The organism is Halalkalibacter hemicellulosilyticusJCM 9152 (assembly GCF_000513115.1).
Lineage (GTDB): Bacteria > Bacillota > Bacilli > Bacillales > Bacillaceae_D > Halalkalibacter > Halalkalibacter hemicellulosilyticus.
Window position 1 is genome coordinate 1 of sequence record NZ_BAUU01000032.1, and the last position, 17,248, is coordinate 17,248.

The window sequence follows — 17,248 nt, forward strand, 5'->3', positions numbered from 1 at the left end:
TTGCTTCAGGAAGATGAAGAAGAAACAGATGAAAATGAAGACGGAAATAATGACGATGGTGTGATTGAAGACGAAGATGAGGAGCTTGGTGAAGGCACATATACAATTGATTTTACTGTATACAAGAATCAAACGACAGATATTTCTGTTATGGATGAATATACAGTGAAGCCAGCTTACCTCATGATCGAAGGAGATACACAAACAGTTGAAATGACTTTAACACATAGTGATTGGATTAAAGTATTTCAAACAGAAAAGAATGGTAACTATGTTGATGTAGAAGTTGTTTCAGAAGATTCAAGTGAAAATACGAGAACCGTTCAATTTGAAGTAGAGGACTTATCGCAGTTATTACATGCGTATACAGAAGTCTATTTTGAAGAGCCGTTTCTATACGATGGTAAATATGAGGTTCAAATTGCCTTCGACTTAGAGAGTATTGAAGTATTTGATGAAGACGATAAGAACGGAAAAAACGATAAGAACCCAAACGATAATAACAATGGTTCAACTAATAAAGATGTTGACGATTTGAAGATTGATCGTGATGGACAAGATCACGACAATGATAAGAATGATTCATCAACAAATCAAGAAACCAACGCGAAAACTGCAGACAGAGCGATGATTGGTGGGTTGCTACTGTTAATGTTAACGTCAGGAATTTGGCTTTTCCGTAAGTATCGTCTCGGAACATTGTAACATATTATCTATTGAAAAGCGTTAGTAGGAAAGCTTGATAACTTAAGAGAGTGGAGGTATTGCAAAAGAAGAAAATCATTCTTTTGATAATGCCTCTCTTTCATTTCATAGATTTATGAATAGAGGTGGAAAGAATGAAAAAAATGAAATGGTTTGTAATGATAGCAACACTACTTATAGTTGTTGGCTGCGCAAATGAAGAACCATCAACTGAAGAACAGACTCAATCTGATCAAACGATGACTGCGTCTAATGAAATAGACGAACAGGTCGAAGAGGGGCATAGAATTGTTTCCACAACTGTCGCAGCGACTGAAATTTTTGATGCTTTGGAAATTGATTTAATTGGAATTCCAACTAGCTATAAAGATCTTCCTGAAAGATATGATGGCGTACAGGAGGTAGGAAATCCGATGAATCCAGATATGGAATTAGTTAAGTCATTACAGCCGACTGATGTTATGTCTGTTACAACATTACAAACAGATTTAGAAGATATATTTGATGCTGTGGACCTTCCTGCAACCTTTTTAAATTTTCAAAGTGTAGATGATATGCTTTCAGAAATTCAATTTATCGGTGAACGTTTTAATAGAGAGGAAGAAGCGACTGAGTTGATTTCAACGATTCATGACCAGTTTCAGGTCATTGAAGAGAAAGCGCAAGATAACGAGAAACAAACCGTATTAATTTTAATGGGGGTACCTGGGAGTTATTTAGTTGCAACTGAACATTCTTACATAGGCGATTTAGTAAAGAGAGCTGGAGGAGTCAATATTGTTGAGGGTGAGGATGTAGAATATTTAGCTTCTAATACAGAATATCTCCAACAAGCAAATCCAGATATTATTTTACGAGCTGCTCACGGAATGCCAGATGAAGTTGTGGAAATGTTTGATGAAGAATTTGCAACAAATGATATATGGAAGCATTTTAAAGCGGTACAAGACGAGCGTGTATATGATTTAGAAGAAGAGTTATTTCCAACAACAGGTAACCTAGCTGTCATTGAAGCTATGGATGTTCTTTATGACATGTTATATCCAGAATAAAATGAGGTAGAATCGAATGATAAGGAAAAAAATAATCAGCATGATTTCAGTAATTGTATTGCTCTTAGCAGTCGCGATTTATTCGACTATTACGGGTAGTATTCAGGTGGGCATCAACGAACTAATTAGTGGTTTAATTTCTGGTACAAATGAAGAAGTACAGGTTATTAAAGACCTTAGAATACCGCGCATTATCATTGCTATGTTCGCTGGTGCTGCATTAGCTGTAGCAGGAACTTTACTTCAGGCTGTAATGAGAAATCCACTGGCCGATTCTGGAATCATTGGAATATCTGCAGGGGCGGGCTTTACTACAGTATTAGCTGTTAGTTTCTTTCCAACTCTTTACTTTTGGTCCCCTCTATTTGCATTTATAGGAGGAGCTATAGCTTGTATTCTCGTGTACCTCTTTTCATGGAAGTCAGGTTTAAGCCCAGTGCGAATGATTCTAGTAGGTGTTGCGATTAATGCGGTCTTTAGTGGTTTAAGCGATACGTTTAATTATCGAGGTAGCTATACAGTAACGAGCATTAGTCCGACAACAACCTCGACTTTAGCACTGAGAACATGGCGTGATGTGGAGATTATGGTTAGTTTTGGATCGATAGGCCTTGTATGTGCATTTGTTCTTTTTGCTACATGTAATGTATTAGCTTTACAAGATAAAACGGTAAAGAATTTAGGAGTCTCGGTTATTCGCTCAAGAGTGTTCGTTTCAGCTGTAGCTGTTCTTTTGGCTGCTGCGGCTACTGCAGTAGCTGGCTTGATTGCTTTCATTGGTTTACTTATTCCACACATATCAAGATATTTTGTCGGTTCAGACCATAAATGGCTCATTCCATTTTCAGCTGTAGCTGGTGCATTATTGTTACTTCTTGCTGATACGTTAGGGAGAACGATTATTGCGCCAAATGAAATACCTGCTTCCATTATAATGGCGATTATTGGTGGACCATTTTTAATCTTTCTCTTAAGAAGGAGTGACCATATTCATGGAAATTCGTAATGTTGACTACTCATATCAACAGAATATTAAAACGTTATCTAACATATCAATGACCGTAGCAAAAGGACAAATCACGACGATCATTGGTCCGAATGGTTCTGGAAAATCGACATTATTACAATTGATGTCACGACATTTAACACCGGAAAAAGGTGAGGTGCTATTAGACGGAAAGAAAATCTCACTATTTTCTACAAAAGAATTTGCACGAGAGATTGCTGTTGTTCATCAACAAAATGATGCTCCTACTGATATGACCGTAGAACGTCTAATAGAATATGGTCGTCTTCCGTATAAAAAGCTATTGCAAATGAAGCAAAAGGAAGATGATGATATCATCGCTTGGGCTTTAACATGCACGAATTTAGAGGAGAAAAAGGATGTTATGTTACATCAATTATCAGGAGGAGAGCGACAAAGGGTATGGATTGCCATGTCTCTAGCACAAAAAACAAATTATTTATTTTTAGATGAACCAACAACGTATTTAGATTTATTTCATCAATATGAAATTCTAGAATTTATTACTCAATTGAATCAATTAAATAATATGACGATTGTCATGGTGTTACATGATTTGAATCAAGCTATTAAATATAGTGATCAACTCATTATAATGAAGGATGGAGCTATTGTTACTCAAGGTAAACCTGCTGAAGTGATGAATGAGCAAATCATTAAGGAAATCTATGGAGTAGAGGTTGTCATGAAATCGGATAAAGATACAGGGCTTTATATTGTACCAATAGGAGTTTAAAGGGAAAGAGGTTGAGTCAGTGAATAAGATGAAAAAAGTGATTCAACGGTGTATCACGATCCTTTGTATCGCTGTGTTTACATTTGCATTGTATCAATTAATAACAATTGGCTATGATTATGTGAACAACCGACACGTATTAGCACAAATCCAAGATGTATATGAAGTGGAAGAGAATGGGTTAGGTGACGATCGTGATCAAATCCAAATGTCATTTGATCCACTTTTAGAAATAAATGAAGATATTGTCGGATGGATAACAATCGATGGCACTCGAATTGATTACCCTGTATTACAAGCGGAAGATAACGAATATTATTTAAATCGCAACTATTTACATGATGAGACTAGAGCAGGAAGTCTATTTTTAGATTATCGTAACGATATTCACGAAGAAGATAGGCATACGATCATTTATGGGCATCGAATGAGAGATGGTTCGATGTTTGGGCAGTTACCACGATTTTTAGAGCAAGAATTTTATGAAGAACATTCAACCATGATGTGGGATACATTATATGAACAATATGACGTTGAAATCTTTTCTGCGTATATAACCACAACGGACTTTTACTATATTGAAACAGAATTTCATGATGATCACCATTATGAATCATTTCTAGAGGAAATACAGGAACGGTCCGTCATTCATTCTGAAGTGCAGGTTCGCTCAAATGATCAGATTATCACATTATCCACTTGTGACTATCAGCTTGATCGTGAAGAGGGCAGACTCGTCTTGCACGGTAAATTAACATTAAGAAAACAATAATAAGAACCTGCTACAATGGAGTAAGGTAGCAGGTTCTTATGCAATTTATTGTGCAGCTTGATCGATAGATGGTTCAGTTCCATTTAGTGGATTTCGCACGACTTTAACATCATAGAAGGAAATGTCATTTTCAATAATGTATTCTGGAATTTCTCTTTTTTGATGAGATTCGCGGAAAGCATCGCTTTTCGTCCAGTTTTTAAAAGCATCCTTAGAATCCCAGCGAGTCACAACGGACACTTCATCATAATCTTTTGTATTTTGAGTAAAATGAACTTCAAGTCCAAGAAATCCTTCCATAAATTCGACCTTTCCAACTTTCTTGAAACGTTCAATTAACTTCTCACCATTTCCTTTTGTAATTTTTGAGCGATTTGTAACAATAACCATTGTATTTCCTCCTTATTTTTAATAAATATTAAGATTAAGCATGCATTCGTGTACTTAATTGTTGCTTTTTTAAAGGAATAATAAGTGGATAGCCATCTTCATACATCACTTTTGCATCTATATGATAAACTTCTTTCAAAAATTGAGAGCTTAGTAATGAATTTGGCTCACCCCAGTGTATTAATTTTCCTTGTTTCATAGCTAACAAATAATCACAATAGGCAGCGGCTTGCTGAAGTTCATGTAGCACCATAATAATAGTTGTCTTTTCATGACGATTAATCTCTTCTAATATGTTTAGTACTTCTAGTTGATGAGCAATATCTAAATATGTGGTAGGTTCATCTAAAAGCAATACTGGTGTTCTTTGAGTTAAAGCTAAGGCAATTCGTACTTTTTGTTGTTCACCTCCAGATAAAGTATAAAACATTCGTTCGGCATACTTTGTAATATTTGTGATATTCATAGCCCATTCAATGATGTCTTGATCCTCATCGTTCATTCGATCAAACCATTTTTTATATGGAGCTCTACCAAAATGAATAAGCTCCTTTACGGTGAGATTCGGTAACGTTTGTTTTGATTGAGGCATCATCGCAAGCTTTTGAGCGAAAGCTTTTGGACGTAACCCTTTAATTGATTGACCTTCTAAGTAAATATCACCACTGTCATGTTTGAGAAGTTGAGCGATCGTTTTTAATAATGTTGATTTACCTGAGCCGTTTGGTCCGACGATGGCTGTAAGTTTACCTTTAGGAATATGTAATGAAATATCAGATAAACAAAAGGAACCGACGTTCAATTGAATGTGTTCTGTTTGAATAGCATTCATTAGATCAAGCCTCGTTTCTTTAAAAGGATGAGAAAGAATGGTGCACCTAGAGCGGCTAACAATATGCCAACTGGTAATTCAATTGGATCAAACCATGTACGAGCAATCGTATCAGCAATAACAACTAATATGGCTCCATAAATGGCAGAAAGAGGTAAGAGGAACCTGTAATCTTCACCAATTAATATACGAATGATATGAGGAATAATGAGTCCAACAAAACCAACTAACCCTGCAACACTTACAGCAGCTCCCGCTAAAAATGCAGCTAAAGAAATGAGTAAAAATCGTTGCCATTCTACGCGTTGGCCGAGTAGTTTGGCAGAATCATCTCCTAGTAATAATAAATTAGCAGGTTTAATAGCTAATAGTGATAACAGTAAGCCAATAACCGCATAAGGGAACATAAAATCTAAATGGTACCAACTTCGTCCATTAAGACCACCAGCTAACCAAGGAAGGACGGATTGGACACGATCGCTATAAATGATCATGACACCGTTTTGAATAGCTCCTAATAAAGCATTAATCGCAACACCTGCCAATACGATTTTTAAAGGTGAAGCACCTTTATCCCAAGCGAGAAAATAAATCATCATTGCCGTTACGAAGGCGCCGATGAAAGCTGATATTGGTAGAAGGTAGCTAAATTGCGGTAAAATCAGCATCGTTAAACTAGCCATTAACCCACCACCAGCCGTAACACCAATAATTCCTGGATCTGCTAAAGGGTTCTTCATGACACCTTGTAATAGGGCACCTGAAACAGCCAAGCAAGCACCAACTAGAAATGCAATTAAGACTCGTGGAAGCCGTAAGTCGAAAATTATGGTATGGTTTATAGAACGTTCACTTGAAAAAAACACCATTAAAATATCTTGAATTGATATAGAGACGGACCCATATGTCAATCCGAAAAAAAGCGATAGCAAAAGAAGGAGAGGAGCTAGAAAAATCGCTATTGTTCTTCTTTTTTGTCGTTCTTTAATATTCATGATTGCTCCTCATTGGAATAGAACATTTTGACTAATAGATCGAGTGCCTCTGTAATTCTCGTCCCGGGATTGGAACCAAATAAATCATTTGGCAACACATCAACAGCGTTGTTTTGTACTGCAGTTATTTGATTCCAAGCTGCATTTTGCTCCATTTCTTTTATAAAGCCTTCTTTGACAGTTTCAGAATCGCCATGACTCATTAGTAAAATATAGTGCGGATCAGCTTCAACAATTCGTTCACTATTTAATTGAGCATATTGAGGAAATGCTTCTAAACTAGGAAAATCACTTGCTATATTATGAGCACCAACTAACTCTAGCATATGACCACTTAATGAATTTGGTAAAGCGGCCATATATGTGCCAGGCGCTCCGTAAATAAGTAATACACGTATCTCATCCGCACCTTTTTGAAGTTGAGCGATTTCTTCCACTTTCTCATCAATAGAGTTAATAAGCTGATTTGCTTTATCTTCTTGCTGGAGCATTTCTCCAAACAATTGAAGCTGTTCCTGAATATCTGTAACAGATTGGGCATGGGATAAAACCATCTTTGCACCGAGTGATTCAATTGTAGGACGATCACCGAGGTTCATTTGAGTATGTCCTATGACGATTTCAGGTTGTACATATGTGACTTTTTCTAGATCTATTTCATGAGTAGAACCGATTTGTTCAACATCTGTTAGCTCTACTAGAGAATCTGGTAATGATGCATTAGGTCTTCCAACAACTTTCCCTCCAAGTGCTGTAATCATATCTAAATCACCATTGCTTAAAACAACAATTCGTTCTGGAACACCATTAAAGGAGATTGATTCATTTGAGAAGTCTGTAATACTATGTGTCATGTCACCATTACGGTCCTCTGAAGCGTTTATTTCAACATTAGAACAGGAAATGATGATTGGTATAAGCATTATTAATAAAACAAAAGTAAGTTGTCTGTTCATAGGTGTCCTCCTTTGCACATTACTGATAATGAATATCGATTTCAATATAAATGATAATGAATATCACTATTATTGTCAATGACAATTACTAAAATTTTCTTTTAATCTCCTTTTCTGTTATCAAGAAAAGGAATTTTCCAATGAAAAGTAGAGGAGTTAATTAAATAAACAAGTTCGATAAATGACAGATCGTGACGTTAGAAGTCGGATTTGTCTACCAAATATATGATTTTTCATACCGATTTTTGATACTGCTCATGTTACGATACTACAAATGATTCGATGTCATAGGAGGAGAAATTGATGGATCAAGCTTATTTGCTAGAAGGAATCTTTAAACAATCAGAAACAAAAGGGAAGGAATATTTACTTTACTTAGATGTTGATCGGTTATTGGCTCCGTGCTATGAGGCTGCCTCGAAGCAACCAAAAAAACCTCGGTACGGAGGGTGGGAGTCCACAGGTATTAGTGGTCATTCAGTTGGTCATTGGTTATCAGCTATGGGACAAATGTATGCGGCTACGAAGGATGAGTCTCTAAAAAGTAATGTTATGTATGCGATTGATGAACTTGCCCTTATTCAAAGTTATGATTCAGATGGTTATGTGGGAGGGTTTCCACGAAATTGCTTTGACATGACGTTTTCAGGCGACTTTGAAGTAGAGAACTTCAGTTTAGCAGGTCAATGGGTACCTTGGTATAGTTTACATAAACTGTTCGCAGGGTGCATTGATGTATATCGTTTAATGGGTTTGAACAAGGCTCTTGAAGTAGTAGTTGCGTTAGCGAATTGGGCTAAAAAAGGCACTGATTTATTAACAGAAGAACAATTTCAACGAATGCTTATATGTGAACATGGTGGAATGAATGAGGCGATGGCAGACTTGTATGACATAACAGGGAACAAAGATTTTCTTGAATTAGCTATTCGATTTTGCCATGAAGAGGTCTTAGAACCGCTAGCACAAGGAATAGATCAATTAGAGGGTAAGCACGCTAATACACAAATTCCGAAAGTAATTGGAGCTGCCAAATTATATAATTTGACAGGACAGAAAAAATATCAAGATATCGCCCGTTTCTTTTGGAATGAAGTAACCGCACACCGTTCATATGTCATTGGTGGTAATAGTATTAATGAGCACTTTGGGCCGTTAAATAGTGAAAAATTAGGCGTTCAATCAGCGGAAACATGTAACACATACAATATGCTAAAACTAACAGAGTTATTATTTTCATGGGAGCAAAAAAGAGAATACTATGATTTTTATGAGCGAGCATTATATAATCATATATTAGCTTCCCAAGATCCTGATAGTGGTATGAAGACATACTTTGTTTCCACACAGCCAGGACATTTTAAAGTATACTGCTCAGCTGAAAATTCATTTTGGTGCTGTACAGGAACAGGGATGGAAAATCCCGCTAGGTATGCAAAAGGAATCTATTATTCAGATCAAAATAATGTGTTTGTTAATCTGTTTATTCCTTCGCGCTATCAATCTCAATCTAATTCCATTTCGATTAAACAGGAGACTGAATTTCCACTATCAAAACAATTAAATCTTTCTATAGAACGAACACCTACAGATGAGTGGAATTTACATATCCGTGTACCTTATTGGGTAAATGGTCAAGTTAATGTGGATGTAAATGGTCAAAATGAGGATGTAGCTATTTTAGATTCGGGATACATTTGTATACGACGCAATTGGAAACAAGGTGATAAGGTAACTGTTCAATTGCCTATGAACTTACATTTGTACGTAGCAAAGGATGATGAGAGCAAAATTGGTTTTATGTATGGTCCAATCGTTTTAGCAGGTGCTTTAGGAAAAGAACACTTTCCAAAAACAGATATACTAGAAAATCACTTATCGCTTAATAATCATCCGGTAATAGATGTTCCAACATTAGTAACAGAACGTGATCAACTCCTTAGTCAAATCCATTTAATAGATGAGAAGTCATTAACCTTTGAAACAGAAGCGATTGGACAACCAGGTCAAAAGAAATTAAAGTTGATCCCATTTTACCAATTACACCACCAGAGATACACATTATATTGGCATGTCATGAATGAGGCTTCCTACAATCATTTCATTGACGATGAGAAAGAAGCACTTAAGAAATTGAGAGAACGAACGATAGATGAAGTTCAACCGCATGAACAGCAACCAGAAGTTGAACACCAGTTAAAGAAACATAATTCTCGTTCGGGCTACTTTAATGTCATGCAAAAAGGTTGGCGTGATTGCTACGCTGGAGGGTTTTTTAGCTATCAGTTAAAAGTGTCTTCAGATGAAAAGATGGCTTTGCAAGTTATGTATGTTAATGATGAACATGACATTCATATAGAAGGAGATTGGTATAAACGTCAATTTACAATTGAAATTGAAGGAACGCCGATTTCAACGTTGGAAATAAAAAAGGCAGAAAATGATGAAAAATTATTTGCAGAAGAATATGTAATCCCATTTGAATTAACAAAAGGGAAAGATACAATAGAAGTGAAATTCACAACCGGTGAAACAGAAGCTACAGGACGAATATATGAGGTTCGAACAGTTCGACGATAACGGTTTAGAGGTGCTCACAATACGGGCACCTCTTTTTATGTCGTTGCAGTTAAACATTATTCATTGGCATACGAAAATACGCTTTTCGAAATTCAGTTGGAGTCATCTGCTCGTATTTTTTAAATAACCGCATAAAATATTTTTCGTCATTTAGACCTAGGGTGATAGCGATTCCTTTAACGGTTACATTCGTATTCATGAGAAGTTCTTTAGCTTTAGAAATCTTCATTCGATGAATGTATTCTTGGATGTTATAACCGGTTGCCTGTTTAAAGATACGAGATAAATAATCACTATTATATTGAAATTCTTCGGCTATCATCGTCACGGAGATTTTTTTGAATACGTGAATTCGAATCCATTCTTTTATCATTTCTACTTTTCGTTCTGCTGCTGTATCCAAAGAAACCGTTTTATAATGATAGATCGTTTGTTCAGATATTTCAATAAGTAGTGAAGTGGCCAAATAGTGTGCATTATACGTATTGTAGTAATTTGCTTTGGCAACATCGAATAATTGCTTACACAAAATATGAATTCGTTCAACTTCACGAGGCTTCGTATGGATTGGTAATAAAACAGTGGAACACGAATGATTATTAATGGGTAGTAGGTTTGAACGCATGGATGTGACTTCACTATCCATCATTTTACGTGTGAGTAATGAATAGTTGTTAGGAAAGGTGAAGTGAAGCCAATAATAGGAAGTGCCTATTGGTGAAGGGTTAAATCCTACATGAAGCTGTCCAGGGACTAAAAAAAGGATTTCCCCTGGTAAGACGGTGTATCGCTTTTCATCCTGTTCAATATAAAGCGTTTCATTTAAATTAATAATGACAACAAATATATCAATATTACGTTTCATATGGGTCCAATTTTCAGTCGTAATAAATTGTCCTCCAGAATGAAAATTGATTGGCTGACCAACGGACGATTTAATGTATTCCTTCATCTTTATCCTCCTCCTTGGGTAAAGTGAATTTAGTCGGAATAATCTACCCTTTCTAAATAATTCGCTACCGACAAATCCAATTCCTTTCTATAAGATAAATTTATAAACAGATTAATCAAAATCAAATAACAAAAGTTTATTTCAAATATGTAAGCGCATTCTTTTTGTTTGTTTGATTGATAGGGAGGGGGGATTTTTAATTATTTCAGCTTTTAAAACATGATGATATAAGTTTAACTTCGAATTCATTGGGGGGAATCAGATGAAAAGGTACAGTTTGATTGTTTTCTTATGCAGTTTGATGGTCATTTCGTTTACCGGTTGCAGCAATAATGAAACAAGCCAAGAGGAGTCCGAAGATGGAGTTATTCATTTGACTGGTATTATTTTGAAGCATCCGCTCACGAAAGATGTTAACGATATTGAATGGCTTAAAGAAGCTGAAGATAGAGCAGGTGTCTCAATTGCATGGGAAGAAGTAACTGCTGATTGGGATCAGAAAAAAGGGGCAATGTTGGCTGGGAGTGATATACCTGATTTAATTGTCGGTCCTAATGCGATAACAGACGCTGATTTTGCTCGATTTACTGGGTTATTTCAAGATTTAACACAATTGATTGATGACCACGCGCCAAATGTCCAAGCAATGTTTGAAGAGAAACCTGAGACAAAAATTATTGCTACCCAATTGGATGGAAACATATACGGTTTACCTAAGTATCAACGTTTTTGGCCAGATACGGCAACGAGACAATTTATTAATCAAGAATGGCTCGACAATTTAGGCTAGACATGCCAACGAATTGGGATGAACTTCATGAAGTGTTACTTGCTTTTAAAGAGCAAGATGCCAATGGTAGTGGTAATCCAAATGATGAAATTCCAATGGATTTTGCTCCTGTTGGAACAACAGGCTTCGGTTTCTTCCAACCAACTGTTTTACTAGGAAGTACAGGAATGACGATCTCTGGTGGTGGAGGTCAAGGTTATTTCGTAGAAGATTCTGAAGTGAAGAATTTTTTTATTGATGAGCGCTATAAGGAACATGTTCAATTTTTGAACCGTTTATGGGCAGATGGGTTAATTAATTCTGAAGTATTCACTCAAGAGTATACGGCTTACCAATCATTAGGACGAGGAGATGGATCAACTGCGAAAGTAGGCTTTACATTTGGCTGGGAAAAAACAGATCGCTTTGGGAATGAATTAGCTTCCCAGTATACGTCGATGCCACCAATTGCTGCATCATCAAACCAAATAGAAGACCTTTCATGGACCTATGATTATAACGAGTTAAATTATGGCGTCAACATGGTGCAAATGTCTTCAGCAACTGAAAATAAAGAAGCTGCTATGAGATTTATTAATGAATTATATGATCCAGAAGTTAGTATGCAAGTGTTGTTTGGATCACTTGGAACGAACATTGAAGATCATGGAGATGGTTCTTACACTGTACTCCCTCCAGAAGATGAGCAAATGGATCCTGGAACGTGGAAATGGACAACAACCTGGGCAGATAATGGCCCAATGTATATCTCCGATTCTCTCGATTTAACATTAGGAGAAGATATGCAAGATGTTTTAAGACAAACAGAACCACTTAGTGACGTATTATCAAATATTGATACATTGACCAATGTGTATCCAGGAGTTTTCATTAAATATAGCGATGAAGACAATAATCAAATGAGCTTAATTAACACAGACTTTATGAACTTAGCAATGGCCAAATACTCACAATGGATTACAGAAGGTGGCATTGAAAATGAATGGGATGCCTACGTTGAGGAAATAGAAAGAATCGGACTGCAAACAAACCTTGACATTATGCAACGCTATTATGATGACTACGTTCAATCAATAGAATAGGAAACTATGTGGAGGGTCATATATTGGACCCTCCCAAAAAGGGGAGTTGTTCATGGCTCTGGTTCAAACGAATAAGAATACTAACCAGTCAACAGCACAAGTTGAATTTAATAAAAAGCCAACAGTTTTCAACACGTTTAAACGTGACTATCAACTTTGGTTACTCCTACTTCCGGCTGTTCTATGTGTGATCATTTTTAATTACGTACATGTATGGGATCCAGTTAGCTTTTCGTGAATACGACTTTGCTGCAGGGCTAACAGGTGGAGAATTCGTTGGTTTTAAATATTTCCAACAGTTTATAGAAAGTCATCTATTTACTGATTTAATTAGAAATACAATCGTTATTAGCTTGACGACGATACTCGTCGGTTTTCCTGCACCAATTATTTTGGCGTTATTAATTAACCAGATTCGTTTTAAGCGTACAAAGAAACTATTACAAACCACAGTCTATTTACCACACTTTATCTCGATCGTCGTTATTGTTGGCATGATTAATGTATTGTTGTCACCCAATTCAGGTGTTGTTGGGCACTTTATGAGTGCTTTAGGATTAGGTCACATTAATTTACTTGCCTCTACACAAACATTCGTACCTGTCTATGTTTTATCCGATGTATGGCAACATGTTGGATGGAATAGTATCATTTATTTGGCCGCTTTAGCAAGTGTTGATCCACAACTATATGATTCTGCCAAAATGGACGGAGCTAGTAGATGGCAAATCATAAGAAATGTAGAGTTGCCAGCGATTGTTCCGACAATCATCATTTTACTTATTTTAAATATGGGGACGATTATTAGTACTGGTTTCGAGAAGATTTATTTAATGCAAAACCCGTTAAACCTTCCTGTTTCAGAAGTAATAGAAACATACGTCTATAAAGTAGGAATCATGTCAAGTCAGTTTAGTTATGCTGCAGCCATTGGTCTATTTAATACGGTTATTAATTTTTCGTTGCTTGTTCTAATGAATTATATCGCCAATCGTACATCGAAAATAAGCTTATGGTGATTTAACTGGAGGTTTTTACGATGGGGAAATTCAAATATGGGAAACGCTCTGATTTACTTTTTGATATAATGGTTTATGTGACATGTGTGCTGGTTTTTCTAGTCGTTGCTTATCCATTATACTTTGTCGTCATTGCTTCTGTCAGTGATTCAACACTCGTTTCAACCGGGCAAGTGCTACTATTTCCTAAAGGGATTAGTTTATTTGGTTATCAAGAAATATTCTCTGATTCTCGAATATGGACTGGGTATAAGAATACGATTATCTATGCTACGTTAGGGACACTTATTAGTTTGACCTTTACGATACCAGCTGCATATGTGTTATCACGCTATGAATTTAAAGCACGTCGGTTTTTTATGTTTTTCTTTGTATTTACGATGTTTTTTAATGGAGGATTAATCCCAACTTATTTGTTAATGAGAGATTTAAACTTAGTGAATACGATGTGGGTTTTTATTTTCAATCCTGCTACAGTTAATATATTTAATTTAATTATTACAAGGACGTTTTTTGAACATACGATTCCAAAAGAAATGCATGAAGCAGCATCGATTGATGGCTGTAATCATTTTCGCTTCTTCTTAAGTATTGTCCTGCCTTTATCAAAGGCTGTTATTTCAGTAATCGGTTTATATTATTTAGTGTTCCACTGGAATAACTTTTTTACTGGTTTAATTTATGTACGTGACTATAGTTTACAGCCTTTACAAATTGTATTAAGAGATATATTGATCTCTAACCAAGTATTTGCTGAAGGAGCTGGAAGCGGTGGAACAGCAGGAGGGTATGCGCAAAGATACGCTGATCAAATTAAATATGGTGTTATCATTGTTTCAACCTTGCCTGTATTAATTATTTATCCTTTTATACAAAAATATTTTGAAAAAGGTGTAATGATTGGATCAGTTAAAGGATAGAATATTGTGAAATTGTATGAAAAAGCAGCTCAACATGGAATTCGTTGTTATTGTTGAGCTGCTTTTAATTATGTCAAAACTTAAGTAGTAGGTGCTTTTATGCTGCTTGCTTACTATGTGGAAATGATAAAGAGGCAATTTTCATAATGAGCAGGGCCATTAAACTGACACCGAATACTGGAATTAATCCTGGGATTTGCAAAAATAAAAAGATTATCGCTCCAACACCAAAAAGTAAGATGATAGAATGTAGGGGGCGTCCTATTGTAATAAAAACTGCATATTGAAAATACCTCCACACTTTTAGATCATAATGAATGAGAACTGGAAAAATCATTAGTGCACTTAATAAAAAAACTAAACAAATTAATAAAGTAACAACAGTCAATGATAAATGAAAAAATGTATAATCGAGTTGTTGTAATATAAATAGGTTTATAAATAAGATTAGCCCTACAAAAGAAAAGGTATAACCAATCAAGTTTGCTCGAAGGAATTCTTTTTTAAATGAGTATAGAAATGGTTTAAAAATGGCATTTTGTCCCGTTTTTAATATAAAGTCTCTAGTAACAGAAAACAAAGCCGCGGTTGCAGGAAAGATTGTAATTAGGACGAGACCTAATACTGTGAATAAAAGCCACAATATGTTGAGAAGAAAAAGGTTGAGTGCCATATTACCTAAACGAATGTACCATTCTGAAACCCCTTTCAAAAAAACACCTCCATAAAAAGTTTGTATATATATTTTACGAAATGTTAATAGAAATGTAAATTAGATTTTTGAAACGTTACAATTCGACTTACCGTACTACTAATTCGTTTTACGTTAGTATAATAAGCAAATTTTAAAGGTGGGATCAAATGAATCCAGTACTAGTGTTTGTATACGGAACTTTACGAAGTGGCGAAGGAAACCATTATTTTTTAAATAGTAGTAGGTGTGTGGCCGACCATGCATGGGTATATGGAGAGTTGTATGATACAGGAGTTGTATGATCGAAAGACCGTAACGGTAAATCTAGAGAGTGGCCAATTACTAGTGTATGCATAAGAATATGTTGATCAGAAATCATTAGCTAAAAAGAAACGGATAGAAATCGGTGATTGGAAACATTATGTGATTCAATAATCATGTCAATTAGCTAGTTTCCAATGGATTCAAACAAGCTATCTTGTTTGAAGTGATGCTTGTAATCATTCTATATGACATTTGTCATATGCATCCTTTGACGTTCATGACTTCTTTCGTTTTGAGTTAAACTCTAAAATGTAGTAAAAGTACTCGTTTTAGGGAGGCATCGATATGAGTAATCAAAAACTAGCACAGCTTAGAAAAAAAGTGGTACCTTTTGAAAAATCTGATCAGAACTCTAGCTTGAAACAAATCTTGAACACAATACCTCCGTTTTTTGTTTTGTGGAGCTTAGCTTATATGAGTTTAAGTATATCGATTTTGTTAACAGTGTTTTTCTCGATTATCGCAGCTGGATTTGCTGTTCGGATCTTCATTATTTTCCATGATTGCTGTCACGGATCATTTTTGAAAAATAAAAAAATGAATACGCTACTTGGGACGATAACAGGTATTATGACGATGTTTCCTTTTGAAAAATGGAAATGGGAGCATTCGATGCATCATGCAAGTAGTGGTAATTTGGATAAACGCGGGATTGGTGATATGTGGGTGATGACAGTGGACGAGTACGTTCATGCTTCATTTAAAGAACGCTTGGCGTATCGTCTTTATCGTAATCCATTAGTTATGTTTGGGTTAGGACCTGCCTATCTATTTCTTATTACAAACCGAATAAATCGGAAAAAAGCGAGAAAAAAAGAACGCTTGAATTTATATGTGACAAACCTATCTATCGTTTTAATTTATACGTTTATGATTTGGATAATCGGCTGGCAGGCCTTCTTCATTATCCAAGGAACGATATTGTTCGTATCCGGAGTGTTAGGTATTTGGTTATTTTACATTCAACATCAATTTGAGGATTCGTATTTTGAAGATGAGCAAGAATGGGATTATGTAAAAGCGGCTATTGATGGTAGCTCCTATTATAAGTTGCCGAAAGTGTTACAGTGGATGACAGGAAATATCGGCTATCATCACGTGCATCATTTAAGCCCACGCGTACCTAATTACCATTTACAAACGGTGCATGAAACAGTGACTCCTCTTCAAAAGGCAACAACCGTTACGGTTAAAACAAGTCTACAAGCTATTCGATTTAGGTTATATGATGAAAAATCAAAAACGTTTGTGACATTTAAAGATATTAAGCAAGAGCTTCAACAATCGAAAAGGACGATTCAAATAGAAAAAAGAAAGCTCAGCTTACAAGGTAAATAGAAGAAGATAAACCGTTCAATATGATGAGGCCACTGGAAGAGTACAAATCAAACCTTTTCAGTGATCTTATTACGATTGAATGGT

Annotated in this window: 17 protein-coding genes and 1 pseudogene; 12 read left to right on the top strand and 6 right to left on the bottom strand. The window is 35.8% G+C overall.

Annotated elements, in window-relative coordinates; genetic code table 11:
* The 5 genes from JCM9152_RS17120 to srtB form a co-directional block, all read left to right on the top strand.
* A partial coding sequence (locus JCM9152_RS17120; RefSeq protein ID WP_235715748.1) for an NEAT domain-containing protein occupies positions 1–705 on the top strand: 705 nt, incomplete at its 5' end.
* A 134-nt stretch (positions 706–839) separates the two neighbouring features.
* Complete coding sequence (isdE, locus tag JCM9152_RS17125; protein ID WP_035346567.1) at positions 840–1,757, top strand: heme ABC transporter substrate-binding protein IsdE; 918 nt, start codon at positions 840–842, stop codon at positions 1,755–1,757.
* Between the two features lie 19 nt (positions 1,758–1,776).
* Positions 1,777–2,763 carry a FecCD family ABC transporter permease gene (locus tag JCM9152_RS17130; RefSeq protein WP_035346596.1) on the top strand — a complete coding sequence of 329 codons (987 nt, stop codon included), beginning with the start codon at positions 1,777–1,779 and terminating at the stop codon, positions 2,761–2,763.
* Entirely contained in the window at positions 2,750–3,520 is a 771-nt protein-coding gene (locus tag JCM9152_RS17135) for an ABC transporter ATP-binding protein (protein WP_035346568.1), read from the top strand. The genes JCM9152_RS17130 and JCM9152_RS17135 overlap by 14 nt, the downstream gene beginning before the upstream one ends.
* 28 nt (positions 3,521–3,548) lie before the next feature.
* On the top strand, positions 3,549–4,292 hold the full coding sequence (srtB, locus tag JCM9152_RS17140; protein ID WP_035346597.1) for a class B sortase: 744 nt from the start codon (positions 3,549–3,551) through the stop codon (positions 4,290–4,292).
* Positions 4,293–4,337: 45 nt separating this feature from the next.
* Here srtB and isdG read toward each other — a convergent pair whose 3' ends face one another.
* The 4 genes from isdG to JCM9152_RS17160 are packed head-to-tail and all read right to left on the bottom strand — an operon-like array spanning position 4,338 to position 7,465.
* Positions 4,338–4,682: a heme oxygenase gene (gene isdG, locus JCM9152_RS17145; protein ID WP_035346569.1), complete on the bottom strand. Its 345-nt coding sequence runs from the start codon at positions 4,680–4,682 to the stop codon at positions 4,338–4,340.
* A 34-nt stretch (positions 4,683–4,716) separates the two neighbouring features.
* A complete protein-coding gene (locus JCM9152_RS17150; protein WP_035346570.1) occupies positions 4,717–5,514 on the bottom strand; it encodes an ABC transporter ATP-binding protein in 798 nt (265 codons plus the stop codon).
* Complete coding sequence (locus JCM9152_RS17155; RefSeq protein WP_035346571.1) at positions 5,514–6,509, bottom strand: FecCD family ABC transporter permease; 996 nt, start codon at positions 6,507–6,509, stop codon at positions 5,514–5,516. The genes JCM9152_RS17150 and JCM9152_RS17155 overlap by 1 nt, the downstream gene beginning before the upstream one ends.
* On the bottom strand, positions 6,506–7,465 hold the full coding sequence (locus JCM9152_RS17160) for an ABC transporter substrate-binding protein (protein ID WP_035346572.1): 960 nt from the start codon (positions 7,463–7,465) through the stop codon (positions 6,506–6,508). Before JCM9152_RS17160 ends, JCM9152_RS17155 begins: the two co-directional genes overlap by 4 nt.
* 303 nt (positions 7,466–7,768) lie before the next feature.
* Here JCM9152_RS17160 and JCM9152_RS17165 point away from each other — a divergent pair, with 303 nt between their 5' ends.
* A complete protein-coding gene (locus tag JCM9152_RS17165; RefSeq protein ID WP_035346573.1) occupies positions 7,769–10,045 on the top strand; it encodes a glycoside hydrolase family 127 protein in 2,277 nt (758 codons plus the stop codon).
* A 49-nt stretch (positions 10,046–10,094) separates the two neighbouring features.
* On the opposite strand, the gene JCM9152_RS17170 is transcribed toward JCM9152_RS17165, so the two are convergent.
* On the bottom strand, positions 10,095–10,997 hold the full coding sequence (locus JCM9152_RS17170) for an AraC family transcriptional regulator (protein ID WP_035346574.1): 903 nt from the start codon (positions 10,995–10,997) through the stop codon (positions 10,095–10,097).
* A 262-nt stretch (positions 10,998–11,259) separates the two neighbouring features.
* Between JCM9152_RS17170 and JCM9152_RS24190 the strand changes: the two genes are divergently transcribed.
* The 4 genes and pseudogenes from JCM9152_RS24190 (at position 11,260) to JCM9152_RS17185 (ending at position 14,808) form a co-directional block, all read left to right on the top strand.
* Positions 11,260–11,787 carry a type 2 periplasmic-binding domain-containing protein gene (locus JCM9152_RS24190; RefSeq protein WP_369384580.1) on the top strand — a complete coding sequence of 176 codons (528 nt, stop codon included), beginning with the start codon at positions 11,260–11,262 and terminating at the stop codon, positions 11,785–11,787.
* Between the two features lie 2 nt (positions 11,788–11,789).
* Positions 11,790–12,869 carry a type 2 periplasmic-binding domain-containing protein gene (locus JCM9152_RS17175; protein ID WP_369384581.1) on the top strand — a complete coding sequence of 360 codons (1,080 nt, stop codon included), beginning with the start codon at positions 11,790–11,792 and terminating at the stop codon, positions 12,867–12,869.
* Between the two features lie 52 nt (positions 12,870–12,921).
* Positions 12,922–13,888 (top strand): annotated as a pseudogene (locus JCM9152_RS17180) (ABC transporter permease).
* Positions 13,889–13,908: 20 nt separating this feature from the next.
* Complete coding sequence (locus JCM9152_RS17185; protein WP_035346575.1) at positions 13,909–14,808, top strand: carbohydrate ABC transporter permease; 900 nt, start codon at positions 13,909–13,911, stop codon at positions 14,806–14,808.
* A 97-nt stretch (positions 14,809–14,905) separates the two neighbouring features.
* On the opposite strand, the gene JCM9152_RS17190 is transcribed toward JCM9152_RS17185, so the two are convergent.
* A complete protein-coding gene (locus JCM9152_RS17190; RefSeq protein WP_052016089.1) occupies positions 14,906–15,520 on the bottom strand; it encodes a YesL family protein in 615 nt (204 codons plus the stop codon).
* Positions 15,521–15,669: 149 nt separating this feature from the next.
* Between JCM9152_RS17190 and JCM9152_RS22050 the strand changes: the two genes are divergently transcribed.
* Positions 15,670–15,804 (top strand): gamma-glutamylcyclotransferase, encoded by a 135-nt coding sequence (locus tag JCM9152_RS22050; RefSeq protein WP_081728092.1) that lies wholly within the window; start codon positions 15,670–15,672, stop codon positions 15,802–15,804.
* A gap of 307 nt (positions 15,805–16,111) precedes the next feature.
* On the top strand, positions 16,112–17,164 hold the full coding sequence (desA, locus tag JCM9152_RS17195) for a Delta(5) desaturase DesA (RefSeq protein WP_035346576.1): 1,053 nt from the start codon (positions 16,112–16,114) through the stop codon (positions 17,162–17,164).
* Positions 17,165–17,248: the final 84 nt, after the last annotated feature.